A 25,335-nucleotide genomic window follows, 5' to 3' on the forward strand; every position below is an offset into this window, starting at 1 on the left:
ATTTGGGTGAGCGCTACCTGCGACGAGGTCTCGATGACCTCGACGATCGAGCGGATGGCGCAGCTTGAACGTCGCCAGTATGTCACCCCGCAGACCAGATTGAGGAGGCAGACATCCTCTAGACTGGCCAGCACGCCACCGTCAGCCCGATGATCGCCCCAATTGCGAGGTTCTTGATCACAAAGAGCAACCTGGACCTGATCGACATGGATGATCCGCAGCTGCAAGGCGGAGCGTCAACCGCACTACTTCTTAGCCGAGGGCGGCCAAGCCTATCATCGCTTGGCCGAGCGCCAGCCCCCCGTCATTGCCCGGGACATTCTTATGGGCAAGCACCTCGAACCCAGCGGCGGAGAGTTCCGAGGACACGCCCTCAAGCATGATCCGGTTCTGGAAGACGCCACCGGAAAGCGCGATCGTGTCGACCTCGTTCTCGCGGGCCAATCGGCGCGCGGTCCTGGACACGACCGCGATCAAGGTCCGATGAAAACGCGCGGCGATCAGGCCGGTCTCGACCGCCGCGGCCATGTCGCGCAGCAACGCCTCCCAGAGACTTCGCCAGCGAATGATCGATCCATTGTCGGAAGGCAGCGCCCAAGCCTCGGCCGCCTCGATAAACGGGTTTGCCAGCGCCTCCAACTCCATGCCTGCTTGCCCTTCATAGGACTGCAGCTCGAAACAGGTTCCCAGGATCGCCGCACAGGCGTCGAACAGCCGTCCCGCGGAGGACGCGAGCGGGGTGTTCACTCCCCGTTCAATCATTTTCGCGACAACATTCGGCTGCCTTTCGGCGAGCGCCCGCGCAAACGGCAAGCCACCCGCCGGACCGGCAAGAAAATCAGGGCCGAAGGCGGCGCGAAGATGCGCGTAGGCGTTGCGCCAGGGCTCCCGGCTCGCCCGGTCGCCGCCGGGCATCGCGACCGCGTCGAAATGGGCGAGGCGCTCGTAACGGCGGTAGTCTCCCAGCAGGAACTCGCCGCCCCAGATCGTATCGTCTTCACCGAAACCCGTACCGTCGAGGATCACGCCCAGAACCGAAGGCGCGTCGAGCGCGCGGCCGTGCTGAGCGATGCAAGAGGCGAGATGAGCGTGATGGTGCTGGATCTGGACCAGCCTCGCGCCGGTCTCGCGCGCGAATTCGAGGCCGATGCGCGTCGAGCGATAGCCCGGATGCAAGTCGGTAACGACGATGTCCGGCCTCGCGTCGAAGATACTCCGGTAGATGGCAGCGGCGTCTCGCCAGGCCTGCTCGCTCTTCCGTTCCTCGAGGTCGCCGAGATGCTGGGAAAGCAGCGCCTTGCCATTGCCGGCCAGGCAGAAGGCAGCCTTGAGATCGCCCCCGGCGGCAAACACCCGGCGCGAACCGTCGAAGCCGTCCGGCACGGCAACTTCCTCCGGCGCCAGCCCGCGGGCACGCCGCAGCACCGAAACGCCATGCCTGTCGCACCGCACGACGCTGTCATCCAGTCGGTTGACGATCGCGCGGTCGTGCATCAGCCAATGATCGGCAATGCCGCCGAGTTCGTTTTTCGCCTCGTCGTTGTCCGTGCATTGCGGCTCGCCCGAACGATTGGCCGAGGTCAGGACGATCGGCCTGTCGAACGCCCGCATCAGCAGGTGGTGGAGCGGGGTATAGGGCAGCATGAAGCCAAGCCGGTCATTACCGAGGGCAACCCCTGCCGCTACGCCGCGGTCCCCGCGGCTGCGCAGCAGCACGATCGGCGCGGCGCGCGAGGCGAGCGCTTCGCGCTCCGCGGCGGAAATGCCGGCGAATTCCCCGATCTGCCGCAGGTCGCGTGCCATCAACGCTAAAGGCTTCGCCTCGCGCCGCTTGCGGCCGCGCAGCCGTGCAACGGCATCGTCATCGGTGGCGTCACAGGCGAGGTGGAAGCCGCCGACACCTTTGACGGCCACGATGCGCCCCGACGCGATCAAGGCGGCCGCCCTCCGGATAACGGCCTGCGATGCTCCTTCGGCCGCAACGCCGGTCTGGTCTTCAAGCCATATGCGCGGGCCGCAGGCGGGGCAGGCGATCGGCTGGGCATGGAAGCGCCGATCCGCCGGGTTCTCGTACTCGGCCCGGCATTCCTCGCACATGATGAAGCTTTTCATCGAGGTCGAGGCGCGATCGTATGGAATCGCCTCGATGATCGAGAGACGCGGACCGCAATGCGTGCAGTTGGCGAACGGATAGAAGTAGCGGCGGTCGCCTGGATCGAGGATCTCGGCAAGGCATTGCGGACAGCATGCGGCATCCGGGACGGCGCTTGTCCTCACCTGCCCGCCCGCGCTCGCGGCGATGGCAAAGCCGTCTGCCGGAGGCACGCCTTCGAGATCGACTGCCTGGATCGCGTCGATGCGCGCCAATGGCGGGCATTCGGCGGTCAGCCTTTGCCTGAAGGCGGCCAGTTCCGCGTCGCTGCACCACAACGCAATCTCGACACCCGCCGCATCGTTGCGCACGTGACCGGTGAGTCCGAGGGCGGTGGCTATGCGCCAGACCGTCGGCCGGAAGCCGACCCCCTGCACGGCGCCGTTGACCCGGATCAGGCGACCCCGGACGGCTGGCGAAGCAGCGAGCGGCGTGCTCATCGCCCGACCTCAATGCACCGTGCAGACCATGCACGGATCGAACGAGCGCACGATGTGCTGGACTGCGACCGGTTCGGTCTCGCCTTGACGCACGGGCGCGCCTTCGAGCGCGAGCTCCAGCGGACCCGGCTTGCCGTCACGGTCGCGCGGCGAAAAATTCCAGGTCGTCGGAGCAATGATCTGGTAGTTGGCGATCCGGCCATTGCGCACCGCAAGCCAATGGCCGAGCGAGCCGCGAGCGGCCTCCGTCAGGCCCGTGCCCTGGCTGTCGGCCGCGGTGGCGCCGTGATCGCAAAAGCTTTCGCCGGGTCTGAGATCGTGTATCCAGCGCTCCATCGCGATCACCACGAGCGCGATCTCCAGCACGCGGGCGACGACGCGGGCATGCACATTGCCGCCGCCCGATCCGACCAGGTCGCTGATCAGCGGATGGCCGTTCACAAGCTGACGGGCGATTGCCCCCACTTCGACAGCCTCGCCGGCAAGGCGCGGCGCCTTGCACCAGCTATAGCCCTTGCCCGTGCCGTCGCCCGGCACGGTCTCTCCCAAGGCCGGCGGCAGCGGGCGCTCAGCCGGCGCGTACCAGGCATTCTCGGTATCCTCGGCAATGAGCGAGAGGTCGAGCGGCACCTGGCGGCCTGCCCTCCAGAGGCCGCGGCGAAACAAATGCCCGCCTGCGGCATGATAGGCGCCGTAGCTCATGAACAGGCTGCCGGCACGGCCGAGCCTGCCCAGGCCGAGAGCCTCCGAAATGGCCAGGAAATGGCGGAAGTCGCCGGTGGTCGCGGGTTTTTCCTCGCGCCAGGCCGCGAGCTCGTCGATGGTGGCCAGCGCCGCCACCCGCTCCAGCGCGTCGGAAAAAAGCGTCCGTTCGAGGAACCGGCGGAAGGCGCCGACGATGCCGGCCAGGCGCGCCTGTTCGTTGGCGGTGACGGCGCGGGTGGAGCCGCCGGGCCGAATGCCGAGCGTATGCGGCCAATGGCCGGCCAACAGGCCCATCACGTGCATCCACTGCGCGCGCGCCGGCAGGACCTCCTCGGCCGCGGTTCCCGAGAGCGCGCGGAAGCGCGTGGCGGCAGCCTGGTGCCATGGCTCGCCCGCATAGCTCTCGCGGGCGAAATCCGGCATGAAAAACAGATAGAAATGCGTCAGGTGATCGGCGACATTCTCGGCCGCGTGGATAAGATCGATGGCGATCCTCCCGTTCTCCGCGACGCTCAGGCCCTGCACTTCGGCGAGCGCGCGTGCGGCGGCGATGGACTGCGAGACCGAACAGATGCCGCAGATGCGTGGCGCATAGACGAGCGCGTCTTCGGGCGGCTTGCCGCGCAGGATCTGCTCGAAGCCGCGATAGAGCGGTGAAACAACCTCGGCCGAGCGGACGGCTCCGCCGCTCAGGTCGAGCTTGACCTCGAGATCGCCCTCGACGCGATTGAACGGTCCGACGACGAGCCGGCTCATGGTCGCCTCTTCTGCTTGTCGTGCGGCGGCACGGCGACGTGGTCGGCGGTGGCATTGGTTTTGAGACGGACGGGGGTCGCCGCCTTGGACAGCGCCGCCAGCGCGACGAACCATGCCTTGGGCATATCCGTCGGAAGCCCGACCGGGATGCCGGAAACCTTCGGCGTCGCGGTGAAGGAATGGCCGGGCTCCTCGAAGCCGGGCGAGGTGCAGTTGATGCAGGGATAGCCGCCGTCGATGCACGAGCCGGAGCCGTTCCACGGCCGTATGTTGCAATCGGCGCGCGCCTGCGTGCCCTTGCAGCCGAGATTCTCCATCATACAGCCAAGATCGCACAGGCGCTCGGCGCTCGCCTTGAACTCGTAGAATTCGTTGCGGGAGCAGCCGTGATGAACGAGATGGTTGGTGTAGCTGACAGGGCGCTCCCATTCGTCGACCTGGCCGCGATCGAACCGGCCCGCGGCGATCTGATGGAGCGTTTCCGTCAGCCAGTCGGGATGAATGGGACAGCCCGCGACATTGATGACCGGCAGGCCGGATTTCGACAGGAAACCGTGGCCGAGCAGCCCGCCGGGTTCCGTGCCCTCATAGGCGAGGCCGCAGGCATCGACGTGGTTGGCGCCGGCGGCCGTGATGCCGCCGAAGGCCGCGCACGAACCGACCGCGACCACGTGGCCGGCGACCGCCGCGAGCTCGCCGATCCAGTCCATCACCGGCCGGCCGGTCCCCGCCATCATGTGGAAGCGGCCGGTGCCGTTAGGCCCGCGCATGACGGCGCCTTCGAGGCAGAGGATGTCCAGTGGAACCTCGCCCGATGTCACGCGCTCCATGATCGCGATGACGCTGCGCCCGGTTTCGGCACTGAGCGAGGGATGCCACAGCACTTCGATGCCGGCCGTGGCGAGGCTCGTGATCAGGTCCGGCCCTTCCGCGCCGATCAAAGACAGCGTGCAGCCGCCGCAGCCGCCGGACTGCAGCCAGAGAAGATTGAGCGGCCGCGTCGTCATCGTTCCCTCAGCCCGGATTCGCCGGAAGGCGGACGGTGAACACGGCGCCGCCTTCGGGATGATTTGCCGCTGTCAGATCTCCGCCCTGCTCCTTCATGAGGCCGTAGCTCACATAGAGCCCCAGCCCCGTTCCCTGCCCGATCGGCTTGGTGGTGAAGAACGGTTCGAATATCTGGTCCATATGCGTTTGCGGAATGCCGGTCCCGTTGTCGCGAACCTTGATGACGACATCCTCCCCTTCCCGGCGGCAGGAGATTTCGATCCGGGGGTCCGGGCGGTTCTGAAGGACGTCCGCGGCGTTGTGGACGAGATTGACGATGACCTGATGCAGATGCCCCTTGCGCGCGCAGGCATCGAGCTCACCCGGCATGTCGAAGACGACGGCGGGTTTTACGCGCTCTGCCCTGACGACCCAGTCGACGGCAGTGCGGATGGTGCGGGTGACATCGAAGACCTCCAGCCCCTCGCGCTGGCTGCTGGAAAAGCGACGCAAATCCTGAACGATCGCGCGCACACGCTCCGCGCCTTCGAGCGTGCCGTCGATCAGCGGCTTCATGTCGGCTGCGATCGAATCGATCTTCAGCTTTCGGCGCAGCTCCTCGAGCGCCTGCGGGTCGGCGCGGCCATGCGCAGCATCGAGATAGGCGGAGATCGCCGCCCCGTAGCGCTTCAGGGCGTGCATGTTCCCGAAGACGAAGCTGATCGGGTTGTTGAGCTCATGGGCGACCCCGGCAACGACGCGGCCGAGCGCCGCCATCTTCTCGGAGACGACGAGCTGCTGCTGCGTCCTGGTCAGTCTCTGGTGCGCAAGATCGAGCTGGTGGTAAGCGCGACGAAGTTCACCGATCGGCCTTCCGACGATGACGATGCCGACGAGCCTGCCCCGATGGTCGAGCCGCGGCGAGCAGTTCAGCGCCAGCGGCGTCGCACCGCCGCCCTGCTGGCGCATGTGCACTTCGAGGTCAGAGATTGGGCGCGCCTGACGGAAACAACCGGCGAACCGGGCGGCAACCGCACCATCCTCATCCTCGAACAGATCGAGGATCGCCGATCCCATCAGGCTCTTCTCGGCGACACCCGACAACTGGACCATCGCCGGGTTGACCTGCTGGATGCGCCCCCTCGCATCGCAGGCCACAAGCACGTCGGTCATCGAGCCCAGTACCGAATCGATGAATTGCTGCGCTTCCTCGAGGGCGGCGTGCTGACGCTCCAGCAATGTCTGCGATTCGACCAGATCCTTGTAGACCGCGTCCATCTTGCGGATGACCTCGATCCAGGCTTCTTCGCCGGCCGGCGCCAGGCCAAGCGTGGGCACTTCTGCCTGCATCGGCAAGGACTCGTGGAATTTCCCTGACGCGGGCTTTGCCATCTGCGGTTTCGGTACCCTTATGAGCTCCATGGGCGCGCCTCACCGGACGGAGCCGGCCGCGCGCCGTGCCGGCAAGGGCTTCACATTCTCCAGCCCCAGTCGCTCGAGCTTGCCGCGCAATCCGACCCGAGACAATCCCAGCTCCTCCGCTGCCTTCGACTTGTTCCAGCGATGGCGGATGAGTGTCTCGCGGATGATGCGCAGCTCCATCTCGTTGATGCGGTCGCGCAACGTTCCGGTGAGCCCCGCAATGTCGTCTCTGTCTGCGTCCTCGACTTGCGGGACGGCCGTCAGGATGTGACGGGACACGAGTTCGGCGCCAAGCTCCTGGCCTTCCCGACCCATGACCAGCATGTGCTGGATCTCGTTCTGCAGCTCGCGCACGTTTCCAGGCCAGGAGTAATTCTCGAAACAGGCGATGGCTTCGGCCGAGATGCCCGGCACGTTCTTGCCGAGCTTGCGTCGCGCGCCCTCCAGGATCGCCGCCGACAGGATTTCGATATCCATCGGCCGATCGCGCAGGGCCGGCAACCTGATGACCGTGCCTGCCAGCCTGTAGAACAAGTCGGCACGGAAACGTCCGTGGCGCACCTCGTCCTCGAGGTCGCGGTTGGTCGCCGCCACGACCCGAACATCCACTTTGCGCGTCTTGCCGCTGCCGACCGGGCGGATTTCGCCTTCCTGCAGGACACGCAGCAATTTGACCTGAAAGGCCGGTGAAACCTCGCCGATCTCATCGAGAAAGACGGTGCCGCCGCTAGCGCGCTCGAACAGGCCGATATGGTCCTCGACAGCACCGGTGAAGGCACCGCGCTTGTGGCCGAAAAGCTCGCTTTCCAGGAGCTGGTCGGGCAGAGCGCCGCAGTTTTCGACGACGAAGGGCTTGTTCCAACGCAGCGAGCCATAGTGCAGCGCGCGGGCGGCGAGTTCCTTTCCGGTGCCGGAAGCGCCTATCAGAACGACCGGAATATCGAAGGGCGCGACCTGTTTCAGCGCGTCGCAGATCGTGTTTAGAGGGCTCGACGGGGAGCGGATGATGCCGTCGTCGAAATTGTAGTCCCGCCGGAGCACGCTGCGGCGGTCCGAAACGACCTTGGAGGCGGTTGACGGCGCCATTCGCATCTCGACGGCCAGAAGCTCGTTCTCGCGCTGCAGGACATAGAGTTTGACCGCGTTCTTCAGCGTCAGGACCAGGTTTTCAGGATGCCAGGGCTTGGTGATGTACTGATAGATGCCGGCCTCGTTGATGCCGTCGATGATGTCATGAGCGTCGGTATAGCCGGAGATGATCATACGCACCACGTCGGGCCAGCGGGTGCGCACCTGCTTGAGGAATTCGATGCCGGATGTGCCGGGCATGCGCTGATCACAAAGGATCAACTGGATCCACTCGCTCTCCAGGATCGACGTCGCCGTCTTGATGTCGCTTGCGATATGGACATCGAAATCCTCGCCCAGAATGCGGCGCAGCGACTCCAGCGAACGCACCTCGTCGTCGACGATCAGAATGGGGGGAAGCTCGGTCACGACGCCCTCCTCCTGCCCGGCGCGCTGGAAGCCCAGGCGAGGTCGCGGTGGCGGGCGATGGTGACCGGCGTGCGGGATTTCGGCACCTTGTGCACGAAATTGTGCCGGGCAACGTGATAGCTCGGATCGAACCCGTAGAAGTTTCGGCGCATCCTGGCCAATTCCTCCTCACGATATGCCGAGAGCGGCTTTGCCGCCTCGTCGGCGGCCCGGCGTGCCTGCTTTTCGGCAAGCAACCGCGGGAAGTCGGGCCTGTCCGCCAGCCCGGCGGCGAGTGCCTTGACCTCGGCCGTGAACCTGTCGCGCGAGCCGGGCAGAATGCGGTCGGCGAGCCCGAGACTCAGCGCTTCGCGCGCGCCCATTGGCAAGCGGGCAGCGGCGATCCTGCGGGCATTGTCGGCACCGCAATGGCGCGGCAGGAGATAGGTCCAGAATTCCGAGCCGTAGAGATTGCCCATGTCCTTGTAGTGCGGGTTGAGGATCACGCCCGAGCGCAACCAGACATGATCCGCGCCGCGTGCCAGGAAGACGCCCCCGGCACCGGCATTGCCGCCGAGCGCCGAAACGGTCAGGTGGCTCGTCGTCCTGATGATCGCCTCGGACAGGTCGTCGATGGCGCAGATGTTGGCGTAGGACTCGTCCGCCGGGCTCGCCGCCGCCTCGATGCGGTTGAGATCGAGACCGTTCGACCAGAACTCGGGCCCGCCGCAGAGCACGATCACCTTCGTCGGCCGTTCGGCCGCCTTGCGGTAGGCATCGAGCAGCCGCTCGCAAGCATCGGTGCCCATCGCGCCGTTGTGGAAGGGGAAATGCAGGAATCCGATCGCACCCTGCTCCTCATAGGCGATGTCCTGATAGCCGCCGCCGGAATTCAGGGGCCGTTCCGGCAATTGCGCGGCCTCGGGGGCGAACGCCAGGGTCGCTGGCAGCTTGAACGGATTGGCGGAACCTGGACGGCGCACATGGCCGATCCATACCGCGCCGTCCGTCGTGGCGCGGGCGATCGCGGGACCGCTTCTGGCGATCACGGCACCCGGTGCCGCGACAGGCAGCCCGAACGCCTGTCTGGCGTCGAAAAGGAAAGCCGGCTCCCCGAAGAGCTCGTCCCGGACGCCCGGTATCCCGTCGGCCGCCGCGATCTTGCCGATGACGGTTGCCGTCGTGTCGCGCATCCAGTCGATCTGCCGGTCAGCCTGCCTGATCGCGTCCTGCCAGCGCCCGCGATGCGGGACGCCAAGCTCCTCCGCAGGCACGGGCTTTCCACCCGTCCGTAAACGCTCCACGGCTTCCAGCACCGCCGTGACCGCCGCTTCCGTCGCCTCGTTGCGGTAAAGGCTCGATTTCGTTGCCCGTCGCATCGGAAAGGCCGCGCTCGCCCAGACCGGCCCGGCATCCATCTCCCGCACCGCCTCGAGAACCGTCACGCCCCATTCCGTCTCGCCATTCGTCATTGCCCAGTCGAGCGCCGACGGCCCACGGTCGCCGACGATACCGGGGTGCACGATCATGCAGGTGCGGTTCTCGTGGACCCGAGCGGGGATCGCACGCTTCAGGTAGGGCGCAACGACGAGGTCGGGTTCGAAAAGCGCGACCGCCTCGATCGTGCGAGCATCGTTGACGTCGATCTCGATCGACACCTCGTGGCCTTGCTCGCCAAGTTCGACGAAGAGCCTCTGGCTCAGCGCATTGAAGGCGGTGACGAGGAGCAAGATTCGCATCTCAGCATATCCTGGGAAGCTGTTCGCCGGCTATCCAATCGACGACGCGCATGCCGCCGAGCCGGGTGCGCATGGTGACCAGCGCGTGCTCGTCCGCGACGACCTCGCCAATGATCGCCGCGTCGAGCCCTTTCGGATGGCTGCGCATGGCGGCAAGCAGGGTTGCGGCGTCGTCCGACCCGCAAATCGCAATCAGCTTGCCTTCGTTGGCGACGTTGAGCGGATCGAGGCCTAGCAGTTCGCAGGCCGCCGCGACTTCCGGCTTCACCGGCACGGCCGTTTCCCCGATCACCATGCCGACCTTCGACTGATGCGCGATCTCGTTGAGCGTGGCCGACAGCCCGCCCCGGGTCGGATCGCGCAGCACGCGGATGCCGGGCACGGCCGCAAGCATCGCGGCAACCAGATCGTTGAGCGGCTGCGTGTCGGACAGAATCTCGGTCTCGAAATCGAGATGCTCGCGTTTGGAAAGTATCGCGATGCCGTGATCGCCCATCGTGCCCGAGACAATGATCGCGTCGCCCGGCCGCGCGTTGCTTCCACTGATATCGGTGGCTTCGGAAAGAACACCGACACCGGTCGTCGAGATGAACACGCCGTCGCCCTTGCCCTTTTCCACGACCTTGGTGTCGCCGGTGACCACCGGCACGCCCGCCTGGCGCGCGGCAAGCGCCATGGAGACGACGATCTTCTCCAGTTCCGCGAGGGGAAACCCTTCCTCCATGATGAAGGAAGCGGAGAGCCAGAGCGGCCTGGCGCCCATCATGGCGACATCGTTGACGGTACCATGCACGGAAAGCGCGCCGATGTCGCCGCCCGGGAAGAACAGCGGCGAAATGACATGGCTGTCGGCCGCCATCACCAGCCGGCCGGAGACGCTGCCCAGAAGCGCGCCGTCATTGCCTTGCGCCAGATAGTCGTTGGCGAGATGCTTGTGGAAGACGTCGCGGATGAGCTCGGCCATGGCGCGCCCGCCTGCGCCGTGAGTCATGTCGACCGAACCGCGGACGCGCGATAGGTCTGCGGCGAGCTTGGCATCGGCAGCAGTCATTCGGCTGCCTCCAGCTTGGCGGGCTGCTGGTCGCGGAAACGGCCGTAAGTCCAGTAAGCCGCGCAGGCGCCTTCCGATGAGACCATGCAGGAGCCGATCGGGCTCTGCGGCGTGCAGGTCGTGCCGAACAGCTTGCAGTCGGTCGGTTTCTTGACGCCGCGCAGGATCGACGGGCATTCGCAGGACTTCGCCTCGCGCGAAGCCTTGACCGACAGCTCGAACCGCTTCTCGGCGTCGAAATCGGCATAGGCGTCGCGGATGCGGAGCGCGCTGTATGGCACCGTGCCCAGTCCGCGCCAGGCGAAGCTCTTGCGCAGCTCGAAGACCTCGCTCACCAGCGCCTGCGCCTTGACGTTGCCTTCTTCGGTCACGACGCGGGTGTATTCGTTCTCGACCTCGTGCCGACCGTCGTTGACCTGGCGGATCAGCATCAGCACCGACTGCATCACGTCGAGCGGTTCGAAGCCGGCGATGACGACCGGCTTCTGGAACTCTTCCGCGAAGAATTGGTAGGGCTGCGAACCGATCACGGAAGAGACGTGCGAGGGTCCGAGAAAGCCGTCGATCTTGACGATGCCGAGGTCGCGCACCTCGGGCGATTCCAGGATGTGGCTGATCGCCGACGGGGTCAGCACATGGTTGCAGAAGACGCTGAAATTCCTGAGCCCTTCGGCCTCGGCCGCCTTGAGCGCGACCGCGGTCGGCGGCGTGGTGGTCTCGAAGCCGATGGCGAAGAAGACGACCTGCCGGCCCGGATTCTCGCGTGCGATCTTGAGCGCGTCGAGGGTCGAATAGACCATGCGCACGTCGGCCCCGTCGGCCTTCGCCCGGATAAGGCTCCGCTGCTTGGTGCCCGGCACGCGCATCATGTCGCCATAGGTGCAGAGGATCACGCCGTGCCGTTCGGCAAGCTCGACCGCATCATCGAGCCGGGAGACCGGCAGCACGCACACCGGACAGCCGGGGCCGTGCACGAAATGCACGTTTTCGGGCATCAGGTCCTGCACGCCGTAGCGGAAGATCGCGTGCGTGTGGCCGCCGCAGAACTCCATGAAATGATAGTTCCTATCCGGGTCGGCCTCGGCCGCGATCGCGGCCGCAACGGTGCGTGCGAGTTCCTGGTCGCGATATTCGTCGACAAATTTCATGCCGAAATCTCCTCCAGTTCCTCCTCCAGCACACCGGCTTCGGCCATCATCCTCAGCGTGCGCTCCGCCTCCTCGACGCTCACCTTGTGCAGCGCGTAGCCGACATGGACGAGCACGAAATCGCCGATCGCCACATCCTCGACAAGCGCGAGCGAGATGCGCTTCCTCACCGTGTCGAAGGCGACGACCGCCATGTCGTTGTCCAGGAGTTCCACCACGCGGGCGGGCATGGCGAGGCACATCAGGCAGCTCCCTTTAGTTCGGTCCGAAGTTCGCCAGCGAGCGGATGGCCGGCGAGCGCCATCGCGCGGGCGGCGACGATCCATGCCGTCCAGTCGGCCATTCCTTCACCGGTCCGCGCCGAAAGCTGCAAGACCTTGATCCTCGGATTGACCTTGCGCGCATTGGCGATGCAGGCTTCGAGATCGAAGTCGAGATGCGGCAGAAGATCCGTCTTGTTGAGAATCATCAGATCTGCCGCGTGGAACATGTCGGGATATTTGAGCGGCTTGTCCTCGCCTTCGGTGACCGAGAGGATCACCACCTTATGCGCCTCGCCGAGATCGAAGCCGGCCGGGCAGACGAGGTTGCCGACATTCTCGATGAAGAGCAGCGAGCCTTCGGCAAGATCGAGATGCTCGACGGCATGGCCGACCATGTGCGCGTCGAGATGGCAGCCCTTGCCGGTGTTGATCTGGATCGCCGGAGCGCCCGAGGCGCGGATGCGCTCGGCATCGTTCGAGGTCTGCTGATCGCCCTCGATGACGGCGGCCGGAAGCTTGCCCTTCAGCGCTTCGATGGTGCGGCACAGCAGCGTCGTCTTGCCCGAGCCGGGGCTCGACACGAGGTTGAGCGCGAGCACGCCGCGCGCAGCGAAAAGCTTGCGGTTCTCGGCGGCATATTGGCTGTTCTTGGACAGAATGTCCTTTTCGAGCCGGACCAGCCGCGCCTGGCTCATGCCGGGCGCATGGGCGCCGGCGGAGCCAGAACCATAATCGTGCAAATGATCGTCGTGATGATGACCGTGATCATGACCGGCATGATCGTGGTCATGCCCGTGGCCGTGACGGCCGCCTTCGTGGTGATGATGATGGCCGGCCTTGCCTTCGACCCGCACCTCGCCTTCGCCGCATCCGCATACGCTGCACATCAGCTCACCTCCAATTCCTTGATCCTCATCTCCTCACCCCCGGTCACCTGCAACTGATGGCTGCCGCAAACCGGGCACGGGTCGTAGCGCTGGGCGATTGCGACGCTGCGGCCGCAGGGCATGCACCATGCGCGCGCCTCCGTCTCCAGGATGTCGAGCCTCGCGCCCTCGGCAAGCGACCCGCGCATGACCACGTCGAAGCCGAATTTCAACGCCTCGACCTCGACGCCGGCGAGCCGTCCGATCTCCAGGCAGACGCGATCGACCCTGGCGAAGCTCTGCTTTGCGGCCTCTTCCTCGAGGATGCCGCGGATGCTTTCGCAGATCGCCATCTCGTGCATCAGTGGAACCTCACCTGATAGCCGACGCAGGGGTCGATGGCGCGCACGAGAAGGTCGGCCTGCAGCGCGAGTTCCGCGCGGCTCGGCGCAGCGAGCGCCGCGAGCGAGCGTTCCGCGATGCCGTTTTCGCCGAAATGGCTGCTTGTCGGAGCATCGATCGCGTAGCCGATCACACGTCCCTCGCTAAGCACGACACGGTGCTCGAGCCTGCCCCGCGCGGCCTCGGCATAGCCGATGCCGGAGAAAGCGTTCGGCTCACCGTGTGCAGGGAGGAGATGTCGGCGGGCGGGCGAGGAACTGTGCCAGGCTTCCGTATTTTCGCTCCCGCCCATCCGGTCCTTCGGGGCACCTTCTCTTCGCAAACCACGGGAATGGGTTCCGCTCCCCCGCAGCACCGCAAGGCCGGCGGAAATCTCGCCGGGAAGCTTTGCCACCTCGACGAACCGCGCCACCAGGCGCGCACCAAGTCCGCCCTCGCCCTCCACCGAGAGGAAGGCTCTCACTAGCGGCTCGCCAGCCTGCCGGGCGAGGCAAGTCGTGTCCGCGAGCGCCTGCAATTTTTCGCCTCCCCCTTTTGCTTTCGGGCAGCCTATCATGGCCCAGCCCCTTGCCAAGATCGGGTAGGCAAGCCGCGCGGCGGCGGTATCCCCTTCCAAGGCCCAGGCGGCGAAAGCGGCCGCGTTCATCTCGCAAAGGCGCCCCGCTTCCACATGGACCATGGCGCACGTCAATTCGGCGGCCTCCGCAGCGATGCGGTCGGCGTCGGAACCCGGCACTCCGGCCCGCGCACCGGGAGTGAAGGGGTCGCCATCAGGAAACAGTGCTTTTCTCAGCCGCACAGGCAACATCATGGCGCGGCGCAGAAGCGCAGCCTCCGGCACGGCATCCGCGAGGCGCTGAACGTCGAGGCCGATCCTGACCAGATGCTCGCGCAGCGTTTCGGCAAGCACGAGCAGCCGTCGCGCCGTTTCCGTCGGCGGATCCGTCTCGATGCCCAGCGCCGCTTCGACGGCTTCCACGCCGGCCGCCGCTTGCGCCATGCCGCAGACGCTGAACAGCGATGCGACCGCCGCGATGGCCTCTGCGGCTGATCTGTCCGTTACGAGCGGGCCGAGAGCGACGGCGCGCGCCGGCTGGACGCGCGCCAGAAAAACCGCGCCGCCGTCGCAAAAAGGTCGATCACGACCCGCCCGTCGAGGCTCATTGCCGTGCCTCCTCGTCCTGAAGTCCGAACAAGGCGCGGCGGGTCAGCGGCGGAGGCCTTGCCGCAGCCGGGGCGGCGCCCTCATCCGGCGTGGCATCGGGGTCCGGCAAGCGGCCCTCCCAGAGGCGGACCATGTCGCCGTCTTCATCGCCGTCCGTTTCGCCCTTGAAAAGCTCTGCGAGCACCTGCCGGGCCGTCTCTTCCGCACTCTCCTGATCGGCGAATTCGAGGACCGGCGAGAAGAGCGAGCACGTGAGGTAGGCACCAAGCTCTTCCTCATAGGCATGAATGAATTCGAACCTGCCTGCCGGAAATGCGACCTGCTCCTTCGTGCCTGGCCGCAGGCTGCAACGCGCCTCGACACCCGCGGCAGGCAACAGAACGAGATTCATGAACCAGGGCGTGATCAGGACCGCAAGCCACTCGCCCTGCCACATCCGCACGCCCAGCGCCCGGACGGACAGCGTGGGATTGAGGATCGGGATGCCCTCCATGGATGTCCGCTCTATCCTTTGAAAGACGGACTCTAGGCAGCGGGCGACGGCAAGCGATTGATCCACGTCAATCGTCCTTTATCACCATGAAATCTTTCCTGGAGCCGTCGCAATTGGGGCAGCTCCAATGTGGAGGCAATTCGGCGAAGGAGGTTCCGGGCGGTATCTGCCAGTAGTCGTCGCCCTCCGCCGGGTCGTAGACATGCCAACAGATCTTGCATTCGAGCCGCGTCGCCGAACCGATCTTGGCGTTGTCCCCGCCATAGGAGCCATCGAAGAAGGACGCCGTCATCGATAGACCTCCAGGATCTCGAGCAGCCGGCCATGGCTGTCGGCAATGTCTTCCGGCGCGGCGCTGACAACCTCCGGCAGGGCCGTCACTTCGATCGTGTTGAGGATCAGCGCTTCGGTGGAATTGTAAAAACGCACCCACCACACATCCCGCGTCGCGGTCGTCGTAACGCGGCAGTTGCCGTAGCCGCGCGAGAGGACCACGACGGGCCCCTGGCCAAGCAAGCTATCGAGGAGGGCAAAGTCCTCTTCCGTGTGCGGCAGGAGCGACAGGTTGATCACATGCGGTTCGACGCCCGGCGCCGTGCGGCGGATATGCTCGTTGATCTCGGCGATGAGCGGCGGCGCGTTGAAGATCCCCGCAGGGTAGGCCGCGGGGGCGGCGAGCACGTCACGGCTTTCGGCGAAGGCCCGTGCCATCACGGCGGACGGGAAAGTTCCTACCTCGATCGTATCGCTCGCGAGTTGGCCGTTGGCACCTGTGCGGCGCACGCGCCAGACGCCGGCAAGCACCGATTCCTGCGCCTGGACGTCGCCGCCGCAGATGACCGACACCTCGCCTTCGCCGAGCGCTTGGTCGATCAGCGCGAGGTTGGCGTGGTCGAGGCCGGCGAGATCATGGACCGCATTCGGGCGCCCCGGCGAGAAGGCGGCGAGGCTGTCGGCCACCGCCGAGAGGACGGCGAGTGCCGCTCGCAGCCCGGCGACGTTTTCCTTTTCCGGCAGGATCGGCCGGGCGAAGGTGAGCATGCCCTTCGGCATCTCCATATACTGCAACTCGCCGCCGTCCTCCTCGAGAGGCTGCGAGCCCGGCCCCAGGCCGCCAAAAGACGTGATCGCCATGTTCTAGCCCTCCCCGGCTCGGCTCAGTGGAAGTGGTCGTGATCGTGATGATTGCCGGTTGCGCAGCCCTCCGGCAGTTCGAAGGGCGGCGGCGCGGAAGGCTCGCGCGCCAGGATGGAGGAAATCTCGCCGAGATAGTCCTCCCAGTCGAGCACACGCTTGATGACGCCGAGATATTCGCCGTTTCTCAGGAAAACGAGCGCGGGAAACGCGTTGAACCGATAGCGGCTCTGCAGCTTGCGCTCGCTCTCCTTGGCGACGACCGCCGCCTTGAACACGCCCTGGAAGGCTGCGACCAGCTCCGGCAGGATCACCGCCACATCGTTGCTCTCGACGAGCCGCTGCCAGTCGCCGGGGAAGAAAAGCACCGTGAAATCGTGGTTTTCGGCGAACCCGTCCACCGTCATGTCGTCGACGACGGCCATGCCATGGCGTTCGATCATTGTGCTGAGAAGCGGCGAAAACATAGGCTCAGGCGTCCTTCGTGCTTTGTGTTGGAAGGGCCGCGCGCAGGTGCTCCGGCAATTGCGGTTCGCGGCCGGCGAGGTCGGCAAAGAGATGGTCGAGATCGGTCTCGCCGGCGAGCGCCCGCTCGGCGGCCTCGAGTGCGTCGGCGATCCGGCGCGCGGCCTCGGGCGCGATCACCTCGCGTGCCGCGTCGAGGAAGGTGATGATCCACGTGCCGGCCGGCTGGTCGCCGGTAAGCGTCATGTCGATCCGGCGCAGTCCGGACCGCCCCCGGCAGAGCGCAGAACCGTCACGCGATTCGAGCACTTCGAGGGGAACGCCGACGCACATCAGCCCTGTCCTCCCCGCGAATGGAGAAGCCGGTCGATCTCGCTCTCGTAATTCTCCGGCGCGCAAAAACCGCCGCCTTGCAGGATGCGCGCATCGCCGATGCGGCAGGCGTCCTCCGGCCGCGGCCTTCCGCTCTCGTAGAGGCCGATCCGCATCTCGCGCGACGCCAGCGTCTCGTCTTCCGCAAGCGGCTCGGCGCGCCGCTTCACCGCCACCCCCTGGCGGGCAAGCCAGTCGACGGCGATGCCGATTGCCGGAACGATGCGGTCCCTGACGGTGGGGCGCAGACTGCCGCCATAATCCTCCAACTCCTCGGGCTGCACGCCAATCAGGAGCAGACGCCGAGGGTAGTCGCCCATCATCGCCGCCATCGCCAGCACCTCCTGGAAGCCGGTCTGGTGCAGCGAAACCTTCTTCACGCCGAGGAAGGCTGGAACCTCGTCGCCCTCGACGACCTTGATGGTGGCGGCGGGCAGGCCGTAGTCGACCGCGTCGAAGACGACCAGAATGTCGGTCTCGCGGATGTGCTGGACGAGATAGATGCCCTGCGTGCCGCCGTCCATCACGCGCATGTTTTCGGGCGTCTCGTAGAGACGGTCGAATTCCTCCACGGCGCGGACACCGAAGCCCTCGTCGGCCCACAACAGATTGCCGATGCCGAGCACCAGCACCGAGGGTGCATCCTCCACAAGCGTTTCCTCCCGCCTCCTGTTTTCCTTCAGATCGCAGCAAGAAGCGGGCCAAGTTCACGGGTCACGGCCAACCCAGCAAAAACAAGGATCTGACGGCCGGCGGCGGGGTGAAGCTGAAAGGTCTTCAGCCGGTTCTGCGGCCAAAGTGGAAAGAAGCCTTCCACTGGACCGACAAGCCCGATGCCGCGGAAAGCAGACATTTCACGCCACTGGAAAGCCGCCTTTCAGCCAGCAGAAAAAAGCCGGCGCGGCTGCAGCCGCACCGGCCCAAATGCTCGCGGTCACGAGCGTCAGTGGGAGTCAGTCTTTGGGCACTCCATTGCCTCGGAAGGTCCGCCAGCCCGAGAACATGGAGGAGATGATCGACTGCCTCGACATGATGTCCTCACGCACCGCGGCGTAGATATGGACGATGATGAAGCAGATGATCACCCACATGCCGAGATGATGCCAGGTGTGGACGTCCTGGCTCTGGCCAAAGAACGGGATGACCCAGCTCGTGAACAGGCCGTATTGCCAGGAGCCCATACCCTCGCCTTCACCATAGAGTGCCAACCCGGTCACGATCATGAAGATCGTGAACCAGACGAACAGAATGTGCATGGCGAGCGTGGCGAGCGGATTATGCCCGGAATATTTCATCGGCTCCTTGACGAGCATCGCGTACCAGAGCACCTCGTGCCAGAGTTCGCGCCAGAACCGGCCGCTCAGGACCGGCGGCAGGAAGATCTGGCGGGCATGCTCGCTGCCGACGAACGCCCAGTAAACGCGGAAGGCGAAGCCGGCCACCAGGATGTATCCGGCGGAGAAGTGCAGATAGCGGATCCAGCCGAACAGGAAGCTGGCGCTCGCCTCTCCGCCGACCGCAGGCGGCGGCGACCCGATCAGATAGCCGGTTCCGGCCAGGGTGAAGATCGCGAAGGCGTTGACCCAGTGCCAGAGGCGCAGCGGCGCCTCATAGACATAGACGGCCTCCTCGCTGCGCGGTGTGTGGCTGACGCTCATGGCCGCCTCCTTAGCCGCCGAAGACCAGCGCCGCGCCGGAGCCGGCGACGAGGATGCCGAGCCCTGCACGCGCCAGGGGCGACCGGGCAAGCTTCAGTCCTATGCCGACGCCGAGCCCGTGCAGCGCCGCGGTCGAAAGCGTGAAGCCCGCAACATAGGCCAGAGCTGCACCGCTCGCTTCGCTCGCATGGGCGTGACCGTGGAAAACGGCGAAGATGCCGGCAAGGCCGACGCCGGCGACGGCGGGCAATCCTGCGCCGGCCACGATCATCAGTCCAACCGCGAGCACCGAGAGCGCGACCATGCCTTCCACCGCCGGCAGCCCTATGCCGGCGAAGGAGAGTGCCGCGCCGGCGATCATCATGCCGACGAAAGCCGCCGGCGCCGCCCATGGCCGGCACGGCGCGGCTGTCGCCGACCAGACGCCGACCGCGGCCATGGCGATCGGGTGGTCGAGCCCCAGAAAAGGATGCGCCAAGCCGGCGGCGAAGCCGTCGGCATGGCCGGCGCCGACATGGGCGAACGCCGGGCCGGCGAGAACCGCGAGCGAACTGGCGGCGGAAGCAAGTGTCAGAACCGTGCGTCTCATCTCAATTCCTCCCTAGCGCACCTTGACGTTGGCCAATTCCTGGCCGTGCGGACCCATGACATGGGTCGAGCAGGCCAGGCAGGGGTCGAAGCTGTGGATCGTTCTGAGGATCTCGACCGGCTCCTCCGGCCGCTCCACCTTCGTATCCATGAGCGAGGCCTCGAACGCGCCTATGTTGCCTTGATGATCGCGCGGCGAGCCGTTCCAGGTGGTCGGCACGACGCACTGGTAGTTCTCGATGCGGCCGTCCTTGATGCGCACCCAATGGCCGAGCGCCCCGCGGGGGGCCTCGGTGAAGCCGACACCCTTGACCTCGGAGGGCCAGGTCTTCGGATCCCATTTGTCGGTGCTCGCCGTCGCGCTGTCGCCCGCCTTGATGTTGGCGACCAGCTTGTCGAGGAAATAGGCCTGCTTGCGCGCGGCCCATTGCGCTTCGAGCGCGCGCGCCGCGGTGCGGCCGAGCGTCGAGAACAGCGCCTCGAGGGGGACGTTGAGCGCCCGCAGCGTCGAATCGACCTGCTCCTTGATGTCCTCGCGGCCCTGCGCATAGCCGACGACGTAGCGGGCGAGCGGCCCGACCTCCATGGCATTGCCTCGCCAGCGCGGCGCCTTGATCCAGGAATATTTCGCGCTCTCGTCGATCTCGACGATGTTGGTGCGCGTGCCCTTGGCGTTCGGCCCGAGTTCGTAATGCGCTTCGGTGACCCCGTCCCAGGGGTGAAGGCCCTTGGCCTCGTCCGGATATTTGTACCAGGAATGCGGCACGAATTCCTGGACCTGCTCGGGATCGCGCACGTCGACCGGCAGCACCTCCTTGAGATTGCCGTTGATGATCGCGCCCTGCGGCATCAGGAGATTGGCGGCCGAATAGTCGTTCGCCTTTTCGGGGATGTCGCCATAGGCAAGCACGCTCTTGCCCGACAGCCCTCCGCCGTAGAGCCAGCCCTTGTAGAAGCCGCCGATGGCGATGATGTCGGGGATGTAGACATTTTCGACGAACTCGATCGAGCGGTCGATGACGCTGCGAACATAGTTCAGCCGCTCCATGTTGATCGGCGCGCCGGCGGCGAGTTCCCCGTCGATGTTGATCGCGCATGGCACGCCGCCGACCAGCCAGTTCGGATGGATGTCCTTGCCGCCGAAGATCGTCCGCGTCGTCATGATCTCCTTCTGAAAGTCGAGCGCTTCGAGATAGTGCGTGACCGCCATCAGGTCGGCCTCGGGTGGCAGCAGGTAGGCGGGGTTGGTCCAGTAGCCGTTCTTGAACGGGCCGAGCTGGCCGCTTTCGACGAATTTCTTCAGCCGGTTCTGGACGTCGCGGAAATAGCCGGGCGACGACATCGGATGGCTCGGCGAAACCGTCTGCTGCAGCTCCGACGTCGCCTTGGGATCGGCCTTGAGCGCGTTGACGGGGTTCACCCAGTCGAGCGCGTGCAGGTGATAGAAATGCACGAGGTGATCATGCACCTGCAGCGAAAGCTGCATGATGTTGCGGATCGAGTTGGCGTTTTCGGGGATCGTGATGCCGAGCGCATCCTCGACCGCGCGCACCGAGGTGAGCGCATGCGTTCCGGTACATACGCCGCAGATGCGCTGGGTAAAGGCCCAGGCATCGCGCGGGTCCCGCCCCTTGAGGATGACTTCGAGCCCGCGCCACATGGTTCCGGTCGAAACCGCGTTGCGGATGACGTTGTTCTGGTCGACGTTGACCTCGCAGCGCATGTGGCCTTCGATGCGGGTCACCGGATCGACGACGACGCGCTGCCCCGAGGTGTCGAGATTGAACCCGTTCGGTGTCTGGATGCCCATCAGCTTTGTCCTCCCTTTTCGCGCATCCGCTTGACGACGCTCGCCGCCGCATGCGCGGCCGCCGCGGCGCCGACCACCGTCGCGGCAGTCGCCCCGATCCTGTCGGCGTTGGCCTCGACGCCGAAGCCGTTGATGTTGGTGAGGCGACTGTAGAAATCGCCCTTGTCCCAGAAGCCGTCTTCCGAGCAGCCGATGCAGGGGTGGCCGGCCTGGATCGGGAAGGAGAGGCCGCCGTTCCAGCGCACGGTGGAGCAGGCATTGTAGGTGGTCGGGCCCTTGCAGCCCATCTTGTAGAGGCAGTAGCCCTTGCGCGCGCCCTCGTCGTCGAAGGCCTCGACGAACTGGCCGGCGTCGAAATGCGGCCGCCGGTAGCATTTGTCGTGGATGCGCTGGCTGTAGAACATTTTCGGCCGGCCCTGCCGGTCGAGTTCGGGGAAGCGCTCGAAGGTGAGGATGTAGGTGATGACCGCGGTCATCACCTCGGCGATGGGCGGGCAGCCGGGCACCTTAATGATCGGTTTGTCGGGAAGGCCGGGAACCTTGTGGACGGGCGTCGCGCGCGTCGGGTTCGGCCGCGCGGCCTGCACGCAGCCCCATGACGCGCAGGACCCCCAGGATATGATGGCCTTGGCGTTCTGGGCGGCATATTTGAGCTGATCGACGAAGGGCTTGCCGCCGATGATGCAGAACATGCCGTCCTCGTTGAGGGGCGGATTGCCTTCGACGGCGAGAATATAGTTGCCCTTGTACTGTTCGACCGTCTCGGTGACGATCGCCTCGGCCTGGTGGCCGGCCGCCGCCATGATCGTATCGTCGTAGTCGAGCGACAGCATCGAGAGCACGACGTCCTTGGCGAGCGGATGAGCCGAGCGGATGAAGCTTTCCGAGCAGCAGGTGCATTCGAGCCCGTGCAGCCAGAGCACCGGAATGCGCGGCTTCGATTCCATCGCATAGGCGATCTTCGGCGCGAAGGCCGGGCCAAGGCCAAGCGACGCCGCCGTCAGGCTGCAGAATTTCAGGAAGCTTCGGCGGGTAATCCCCTGCCGCCGCATGACTTCATAGAAGGTCTCTTGCATCGGTGCTCCTCCACGGGCAGCGGCATTCTCCGGCGCCGCCGCCATGAAAGGAACGAAGCAAGTCCGATGCCAAAGCAGAAAAATTTAATGAATACAACTGTATGTGGCTGCACGACCGAATGTCATCGGCATGGGCCGCCACATGCCGCTGGCAGGCCGGCTTACAAATTGCAAGGAAAGCTGTCAGTGCCGGTCTTCTCGGCTGGTGATCATGATCCGCACTACGCGCGTATGCAGGACGATTGAACCACCCCGGGCGCTCCGCAACGTTTGCGATCTCGAACCTGGGCTGGCAGGGCCAACCCGCCTTTTGGTCGCTGCGGATGCTCAGAGAGGGTCAAGGCGCAGTTTGTTGCGGGCGATCCTCCAGGCGGATTCGACATGCCGGCGCGCCGCTGCCTCCGCTTCCTCCGGCTTGCGCGCCCTGATCGCATTCATGATCGCGTTCATTTCGGCGATCAGGAGCGGACGCATCGCGCAGATCGGCACCGGCGAGGACCTCTATCTGAGGCCCGCGAACGAGTTCGTCGCCGGCTTCATCGGCAACTCCAATTTCTTGGCCGTCGAGCATCTGGAAACCGAAAACGGCGCAGCCGTGGTGCGGCTCGCCGACGGCTCGATCGTCAAGGGCGTTAAGGCAACCCATAAGCTCGACCACGGCCAGAAGGCCAGGCTGATGGTGCGGCCGGAAGCCTTCCGCCTGACGCCTGTACCGGGAAACGCGTCACTCGCGGTGGAGATCGTGGACGCGGCCTTCTTTGGCGACCGCCAGCGCGTCGTGGCGCGCACGGCATCCGGCCAAGAGCTTGACGTGAGACCTGATGCGGTGGAGTCGCCTAGCGCCCTGTCGAGCACTCGGATTTCCTTCGATCCTGCGGCTGCTTTCCTGTTTCCGGACTAGAGCGGTTCACCGTTTCACGGAAACGCCGAACCGCTCTAACTCTTCGTTTTTACGCAATTCCGGGCGGAAAACCGCTCACACTTTTCCTGGAATTGCTCAAACGGCCGTCGCTTGCACCAGCAAGCTCCTGCGGCGGCGAGCAATGCCGAGCGCGGTCAGCGGAACATCGAACCACCGTCGGCATCGAGCGCCGATCCATAGACGAAGCTGGCCGCGTCGGAGCAGAGGAACAGGATTGCGGCCGCCATGTCTTGCGGACGGCCCATGCGGCGCAGCGGCAGGTTGGCGGCGATGCGGTCCTTGAGACCCTGGTCTATATGCGCATGCATGGGCGAATCGGTCGGTCCCGGATTGAGCGCATTGATCCGGACCCCCTTGCCCGCCAGCTCACGCGCGACCGATTTGACCAGCGAGAGCGTGCCGGCCTTCGAGGCAGCGTAAGCCGTATCGGCGATCAGGCCACCGCCGCCGTGAACGCCGGCATCCGAGGCGACGCAGACGATGTTTCCGCCGGACGGATTGCCGATCATGCGTTCCGCCGCGGCCTGTACGGTGAAGAAAGTGCCGAGCAAATTGACCGACAGGACCCGCTGCCAATGCGCCCAGTCCTGATCGAAGATGCGCTTGGCCGTGATGATGGCGGCACAGGTGACCACGTTGTCCAGGCGCGCAAGATTGCTGTCGCAATAATCGAACGCACGCCTGATGCTGCCGTGATCGCTGACGTCGACGGCGACCGTATGCACCTTCCCGCCGGCAGCCTTCAAGCCGGCGCTGTGGCGCGCAAGGCCCTGCTCGTCACGGTCGCACATGACGACCTCGGCGCCTTTGGACAGAAAGGCGCGTGCCGTTTCGAGGCCCATGCCGCTGGCCGCGCCGGTGACCAGAACCGTCCTGCCATCAAAGCTGTCGTTGGCGAATGCCGAATAGGGGTCGGTCATTGGGGGCTCCCGGATAATGAAAGAGGTGAGCGAAGTGGCCGGACGAGCGAGGGTGTGGGCAATCGGCTCAGGCCTTCAGGTGAAGAGTGACCAGGACGGTCGATTCGGCCCCATCCTCGAAGTGGGCCGCGAGGCGAAGCCAGTTGCCGAACATGGTGACTCGCGCCACGGCGATGCCGTCGGTTTCGGAGGGCATCGTGAATTCGGTTCCCTCACGCACCCAGCGCATACCGTCGGGCGAGATCTCCACCCGTGCCGTTGGCGACGGGCCGACCGGAGGCTTCAATGCGCGCACGAAGAACACGGCCTCACGCGCCCAGCCGGCCTCATAGGGCTCGCTGGCGGCATCGTCGCTCCAGCGCTCGTTGCGAGCGATCACCGCTGTCGTGTTCTCCGGCAGCATCAGAATTCCCCCGAAATGCAGACGGAATCGACGTAGAGAAAGGCGCGCTTGGCGACATCCGTCTCGGCGAAGAGGCCGAAATTCAGCATGCACCAAAGGTTCTTCATCGCCGGGATGCGGATCGAATCGAAACCCGACAGGTCGAAGGTTCGGTCGTTGCAGCGCAGCGCCAGCGCTTTCATCGAGGCGAGGTCGAAATCGAAACAGAGATAGGTCCAGTTCACCTTGGTCGGGATCTCGTTGTAGCAGAGGCGCTGCTCTCCATCCGGCAGGTCGAGCCAGCCTTCGGGCGCAAGGTGATCGTGGCTGACCGTCTTGTTGTCGGCGCCGATCGGCCTGAACCCGGTGGTCTCGCGCTTGTACTGCCATTTCTGCACATGCTTGCCGTCGAGCGCATTGAGGAAGCGCAGATGCGGCATGACCCGATCGTCGTCGGCATCGTGGTCGCCGCCCTGCAGGTCGAACAGGAAGCCGATCGAGCGCACGTCGGTTTCCGACAATTTCAGATCCGTCGCTTCCGGTTTGAAGGTGAAATAGAGCTCGAAGCGGATTGGCCCGCGATGACGGAAGGTATGGCGCTTGATGGCAACGTTGCGCGCCCCTGGCCTGGGGCGCGTGGCGATCTTCAGGGCGTAGGAGGAAGACATGCCGCCGTGCGAGCCCGCGTCCCAGTGCGCGAGCGTGGAGAGCATGGCGCTGGAATGCTGCGCATAGCCGGGCAGCATCGTGTCGAGATCGCCCTCGTAATTGCCCACCAGTTGCGACCAGCCGCAATGGCCGCGCGAAAAATCGTCGAAGGAAAGGATACGCGGCAGCGGATCGAAGCGGCTGAGCGCCGGGTCCGCGCGCAACAGGGCAAGACGCATGGCTTCGGTGGTCTCGGCGGACGGAAACGGGTTCGATGTCGTCATGTCTTTGGCGG

At 65.4% G+C, this 25,335-nt stretch carries 27 protein-coding genes and 1 pseudogene; 1 reads left to right on the forward strand and 27 read right to left on the reverse strand.

The window, feature by feature from the left end:
- Positions 1 to 252: 252 nt before the first annotated feature.
- The 24 genes and pseudogenes from hypF to QAZ22_RS31580 all read right to left on the reverse strand — a co-directional run.
- Positions 253 to 2,592, reverse strand: coding sequence for a carbamoyltransferase HypF (gene hypF / locus QAZ22_RS31465; RefSeq protein WP_278204787.1), 2,340 nt, complete (start codon positions 2,590 to 2,592; stop codon positions 253 to 255).
- Between the two features lie 9 nt (positions 2,593 to 2,601).
- A complete protein-coding gene (locus tag QAZ22_RS31470) occupies positions 2,602 to 4,053 on the reverse strand; it encodes a nickel-dependent hydrogenase large subunit (protein ID WP_278204788.1) in 1,452 nt (483 codons plus the stop codon).
- Entirely contained in the window at positions 4,050 to 5,060 is a 1,011-nt protein-coding gene (locus QAZ22_RS31475; RefSeq protein WP_278204790.1) for a HupU protein, read from the reverse strand. The genes QAZ22_RS31470 and QAZ22_RS31475 overlap by 4 nt, the downstream gene beginning before the upstream one ends.
- Positions 5,061 to 5,067: 7 nt before the next feature.
- The gene (locus QAZ22_RS31480; RefSeq protein ID WP_278204791.1) at positions 5,068 to 6,390 is read right to left on the reverse strand and encodes an ATP-binding protein; all 1,323 of its coding nucleotides are present in this window, start codon (positions 6,388 to 6,390) and stop codon (positions 5,068 to 5,070) included.
- Between the two features lie 81 nt (positions 6,391 to 6,471).
- The gene (locus tag QAZ22_RS31485) at positions 6,472 to 7,959 is read right to left on the reverse strand and encodes a sigma-54 dependent transcriptional regulator (protein WP_278204792.1); all 1,488 of its coding nucleotides are present in this window, start codon (positions 7,957 to 7,959) and stop codon (positions 6,472 to 6,474) included.
- Positions 7,956 to 9,677, reverse strand: coding sequence for a hydrogenase maturation protein (locus tag QAZ22_RS31490; RefSeq protein WP_278204793.1), 1,722 nt, complete (start codon positions 9,675 to 9,677; stop codon positions 7,956 to 7,958). Before QAZ22_RS31490 ends, QAZ22_RS31485 begins: the two co-directional genes overlap by 4 nt.
- Position 9,678: 1 nt before the next feature.
- Positions 9,679 to 10,728 (reverse strand): hydrogenase expression/formation protein HypE, encoded by a 1,050-nt coding sequence (hypE, locus tag QAZ22_RS31495; protein WP_278204794.1) that lies wholly within the window; start codon positions 10,726 to 10,728, stop codon positions 9,679 to 9,681.
- On the reverse strand, positions 10,725 to 11,876 hold the full coding sequence (gene hypD, locus QAZ22_RS31500; RefSeq protein ID WP_278204795.1) for a hydrogenase formation protein HypD: 1,152 nt from the start codon (positions 11,874 to 11,876) through the stop codon (positions 10,725 to 10,727). Before hypD ends, hypE begins: the two co-directional genes overlap by 4 nt.
- Positions 11,873 to 12,118, reverse strand: a complete 246-nt coding sequence (locus QAZ22_RS31505) for a HypC/HybG/HupF family hydrogenase formation chaperone (protein WP_278204796.1) — start codon at positions 12,116 to 12,118, stop codon at positions 11,873 to 11,875. The genes hypD and QAZ22_RS31505 overlap by 4 nt, the downstream gene beginning before the upstream one ends.
- The gene (hypB, locus tag QAZ22_RS31510; RefSeq protein WP_278204797.1) at positions 12,118 to 13,026 is read right to left on the reverse strand and encodes a hydrogenase nickel incorporation protein HypB; all 909 of its coding nucleotides are present in this window, start codon (positions 13,024 to 13,026) and stop codon (positions 12,118 to 12,120) included. Before hypB ends, QAZ22_RS31505 begins: the two co-directional genes overlap by 1 nt.
- Complete coding sequence (hypA, locus tag QAZ22_RS31515) at positions 13,026 to 13,367, reverse strand: hydrogenase maturation nickel metallochaperone HypA (RefSeq protein WP_278204798.1); 342 nt, start codon at positions 13,365 to 13,367, stop codon at positions 13,026 to 13,028. Before hypA ends, hypB begins: the two co-directional genes overlap by 1 nt.
- On the reverse strand, positions 13,367 to 14,386 hold the full coding sequence (locus QAZ22_RS31520; RefSeq protein ID WP_278204799.1) for a hypothetical protein: 1,020 nt from the start codon (positions 14,384 to 14,386) through the stop codon (positions 13,367 to 13,369). Before QAZ22_RS31520 ends, hypA begins: the two co-directional genes overlap by 1 nt.
- Positions 14,387 to 14,567: 181 nt before the next feature.
- Positions 14,568 to 15,065: a [NiFe]-hydrogenase assembly chaperone HybE gene (gene hybE, locus QAZ22_RS31525; RefSeq protein WP_278204800.1), complete on the reverse strand. Its 498-nt coding sequence runs from the start codon at positions 15,063 to 15,065 to the stop codon at positions 14,568 to 14,570.
- A gap of 67 nt (positions 15,066 to 15,132) precedes the next feature.
- A complete protein-coding gene (locus QAZ22_RS31530) occupies positions 15,133 to 15,357 on the reverse strand; it encodes a rubredoxin (protein WP_278075542.1) in 225 nt (74 codons plus the stop codon).
- Entirely contained in the window at positions 15,354 to 16,199 is an 846-nt protein-coding gene (locus QAZ22_RS31535; protein WP_278204801.1) for a hydrogenase expression/formation protein, read from the reverse strand. The genes QAZ22_RS31530 and QAZ22_RS31535 overlap by 4 nt, the downstream gene beginning before the upstream one ends.
- A 23-nt stretch (positions 16,200 to 16,222) precedes the next feature.
- The gene (locus QAZ22_RS31540; protein WP_278075544.1) at positions 16,223 to 16,666 is read right to left on the reverse strand and encodes a hydrogenase-1 expression HyaE; all 444 of its coding nucleotides are present in this window, start codon (positions 16,664 to 16,666) and stop codon (positions 16,223 to 16,225) included.
- Positions 16,667 to 16,670: 4 nt separating this feature from the next.
- Positions 16,671 to 16,997 carry a HypC/HybG/HupF family hydrogenase formation chaperone gene (locus tag QAZ22_RS31545; RefSeq protein WP_278075545.1) on the reverse strand — a complete coding sequence of 109 codons (327 nt, stop codon included), beginning with the start codon at positions 16,995 to 16,997 and terminating at the stop codon, positions 16,671 to 16,673.
- A complete protein-coding gene (locus tag QAZ22_RS31550) occupies positions 16,997 to 17,686 on the reverse strand; it encodes a HyaD/HybD family hydrogenase maturation endopeptidase (RefSeq protein WP_278204802.1) in 690 nt (229 codons plus the stop codon). The genes QAZ22_RS31545 and QAZ22_RS31550 overlap by 1 nt, the downstream gene beginning before the upstream one ends.
- A 29-nt stretch (positions 17,687 to 17,715) precedes the next feature.
- Complete coding sequence (locus QAZ22_RS31555; RefSeq protein ID WP_278204803.1) at positions 17,716 to 17,889, reverse strand: hypothetical protein; 174 nt, start codon at positions 17,887 to 17,889, stop codon at positions 17,716 to 17,718.
- A 100-nt stretch (positions 17,890 to 17,989) separates the two neighbouring features.
- A complete protein-coding gene (cybH, locus tag QAZ22_RS31560; protein ID WP_278204804.1) occupies positions 17,990 to 18,694 on the reverse strand; it encodes a Ni/Fe-hydrogenase, b-type cytochrome subunit in 705 nt (234 codons plus the stop codon).
- A 10-nt stretch (positions 18,695 to 18,704) separates the two neighbouring features.
- On the reverse strand, positions 18,705 to 19,283 hold the full coding sequence (locus QAZ22_RS31565; protein WP_278204805.1) for a HupE/UreJ family protein: 579 nt from the start codon (positions 19,281 to 19,283) through the stop codon (positions 18,705 to 18,707).
- A 12-nt stretch (positions 19,284 to 19,295) separates the two neighbouring features.
- Positions 19,296 to 21,092, reverse strand: a complete 1,797-nt coding sequence (locus QAZ22_RS31570) for a nickel-dependent hydrogenase large subunit (RefSeq protein ID WP_278204806.1) — start codon at positions 21,090 to 21,092, stop codon at positions 19,296 to 19,298.
- Positions 21,092 to 22,168, reverse strand: a complete 1,077-nt coding sequence (locus tag QAZ22_RS31575; RefSeq protein ID WP_278075550.1) for a hydrogenase small subunit — start codon at positions 22,166 to 22,168, stop codon at positions 21,092 to 21,094. Before QAZ22_RS31575 ends, QAZ22_RS31570 begins: the two co-directional genes overlap by 1 nt.
- A 327-nt stretch (positions 22,169 to 22,495) precedes the next feature.
- Positions 22,496 to 22,627, reverse strand: a pseudogene (locus QAZ22_RS31580) (GntR family transcriptional regulator); the annotation flags it as partial.
- Between the two features lie 217 nt (positions 22,628 to 22,844).
- On the opposite strand from QAZ22_RS31580, the gene QAZ22_RS31585 reads away from it, so the two are divergent.
- Positions 22,845 to 23,069: a TOBE domain-containing protein gene (locus tag QAZ22_RS31585; RefSeq protein WP_278208005.1), complete on the forward strand. Its 225-nt coding sequence runs from the start codon at positions 22,845 to 22,847 to the stop codon at positions 23,067 to 23,069.
- A gap of 155 nt (positions 23,070 to 23,224) precedes the next feature.
- On the opposite strand, the gene QAZ22_RS31590 is transcribed toward QAZ22_RS31585, so the two are convergent.
- The 3 genes from QAZ22_RS31590 to QAZ22_RS31600 form a co-directional block, all read right to left on the reverse strand.
- Positions 23,225 to 23,932, reverse strand: coding sequence for an SDR family oxidoreductase (locus tag QAZ22_RS31590; protein ID WP_278208006.1), 708 nt, complete (start codon positions 23,930 to 23,932; stop codon positions 23,225 to 23,227).
- A gap of 145 nt (positions 23,933 to 24,077) precedes the next feature.
- The gene (locus tag QAZ22_RS31595) at positions 24,078 to 24,413 is read right to left on the reverse strand and encodes a hypothetical protein (RefSeq protein WP_278204807.1); all 336 of its coding nucleotides are present in this window, start codon (positions 24,411 to 24,413) and stop codon (positions 24,078 to 24,080) included.
- Positions 24,413 to 25,279, reverse strand: coding sequence for a DUF6772 family protein (locus QAZ22_RS31600; protein ID WP_278208007.1), 867 nt, complete (start codon positions 25,277 to 25,279; stop codon positions 24,413 to 24,415). Before QAZ22_RS31600 ends, QAZ22_RS31595 begins: the two co-directional genes overlap by 1 nt.
- Between the last annotated feature and the right edge of the window lie 56 nt (positions 25,280 to 25,335).

It is taken from the genome of Mesorhizobium sp. WSM4906 (assembly GCF_029674625.1).
In the GTDB taxonomy this organism is placed as follows: Bacteria; Pseudomonadota; Alphaproteobacteria; order Rhizobiales; family Rhizobiaceae; genus Mesorhizobium.

What these genes read in the sequence shown, in the direction of transcription:
- QAZ22_RS31480 (WP_278204791.1), bottom strand. Translation starts at nt 6,390, where the DNA reads ATGCAGGCAGAAGTGCCCACGCTTGGCCTGGCGCCGGCCGGCGAAGAA.
- QAZ22_RS31590 (WP_278208006.1), bottom strand. Translation starts at nt 23,932, where the DNA reads ATGGGCCTCGAAACGGCACGCGCCTTTCTGTCCAAAGGCGCCGAGGTC.
- hypB (WP_278204797.1), bottom strand. Translation starts at nt 13,026, where the DNA reads ATGTGCAGCGTATGCGGATGCGGCGAAGGCGAGGTGCGGGTCGAAGGC.
- QAZ22_RS31600 (WP_278208007.1), bottom strand. Translation starts at nt 25,279, where the DNA reads ATGCGTCTTGCCCTGTTGCGCGCGGACCCGGCGCTCAGCCGCTTCGAT.
- QAZ22_RS31475 (WP_278204790.1), bottom strand. Translation starts at nt 5,060, where the DNA reads ATGACGACGCGGCCGCTCAATCTTCTCTGGCTGCAGTCCGGCGGCTGC.
- QAZ22_RS31540 (WP_278075544.1), bottom strand. Translation starts at nt 16,666, where the DNA reads ATGTTTTCGCCGCTTCTCAGCACAATGATCGAACGCCATGGCATGGCC.
- QAZ22_RS31505 (WP_278204796.1), bottom strand. Translation starts at nt 12,118, where the DNA reads ATGTGCCTCGCCATGCCCGCCCGCGTGGTGGAACTCCTGGACAACGAC.
- cybH (WP_278204804.1), bottom strand. Translation starts at nt 18,694, where the DNA reads ATGAGCGTCAGCCACACACCGCGCAGCGAGGAGGCCGTCTATGTCTAT.
- QAZ22_RS31545 (WP_278075545.1), bottom strand. Translation starts at nt 16,997, where the DNA reads ATGTGCGTCGGCGTTCCCCTCGAAGTGCTCGAATCGCGTGACGGTTCT.
- hypD (WP_278204795.1), bottom strand. Translation starts at nt 11,876, where the DNA reads ATGAAATTTGTCGACGAATATCGCGACCAGGAACTCGCACGCACCGTT.
- QAZ22_RS31595 (WP_278204807.1), bottom strand. Translation starts at nt 24,413, where the DNA reads ATGCTGCCGGAGAACACGACAGCGGTGATCGCTCGCAACGAGCGCTGG.
- QAZ22_RS31470 (WP_278204788.1), bottom strand. Translation starts at nt 4,053, where the DNA reads ATGAGCCGGCTCGTCGTCGGACCGTTCAATCGCGTCGAGGGCGATCTC.
- hypF (WP_278204787.1), bottom strand. Translation starts at nt 2,592, where the DNA reads ATGAGCACGCCGCTCGCTGCTTCGCCAGCCGTCCGGGGTCGCCTGATC.
- QAZ22_RS31490 (WP_278204793.1), bottom strand. Translation starts at nt 9,677, where the DNA reads ATGCGAATCTTGCTCCTCGTCACCGCCTTCAATGCGCTGAGCCAGAGG.
- hybE (WP_278204800.1), bottom strand. Translation starts at nt 15,065, where the DNA reads ATGGAGGGCATCCCGATCCTCAATCCCACGCTGTCCGTCCGGGCGCTG.
- QAZ22_RS31585 (WP_278208005.1), top strand. Translation starts at nt 22,845, where the DNA reads ATGGTGCGGCCGGAAGCCTTCCGCCTGACGCCTGTACCGGGAAACGCG.
- QAZ22_RS31535 (WP_278204801.1), bottom strand. Translation starts at nt 16,199, where the DNA reads ATGGCGATCACGTCTTTTGGCGGCCTGGGGCCGGGCTCGCAGCCTCTC.
- QAZ22_RS31565 (WP_278204805.1), bottom strand. Translation starts at nt 19,283, where the DNA reads ATGAGACGCACGGTTCTGACACTTGCTTCCGCCGCCAGTTCGCTCGCG.
- QAZ22_RS31570 (WP_278204806.1), bottom strand. Translation starts at nt 21,092, where the DNA reads ATGGGCATCCAGACACCGAACGGGTTCAATCTCGACACCTCGGGGCAG.
- QAZ22_RS31530 (WP_278075542.1), bottom strand. Translation starts at nt 15,357, where the DNA reads ATGACGGCGTCCTTCTTCGATGGCTCCTATGGCGGGGACAACGCCAAG.
- hypE (WP_278204794.1), bottom strand. Translation starts at nt 10,728, where the DNA reads ATGACTGCTGCCGATGCCAAGCTCGCCGCAGACCTATCGCGCGTCCGC.
- QAZ22_RS31575 (WP_278075550.1), bottom strand. Translation starts at nt 22,168, where the DNA reads ATGCAAGAGACCTTCTATGAAGTCATGCGGCGGCAGGGGATTACCCGC.
- QAZ22_RS31555 (WP_278204803.1), bottom strand. Translation starts at nt 17,889, where the DNA reads ATGTCTGCTTTCCGCGGCATCGGGCTTGTCGGTCCAGTGGAAGGCTTC.
- hypA (WP_278204798.1), bottom strand. Translation starts at nt 13,367, where the DNA reads ATGCACGAGATGGCGATCTGCGAAAGCATCCGCGGCATCCTCGAGGAA.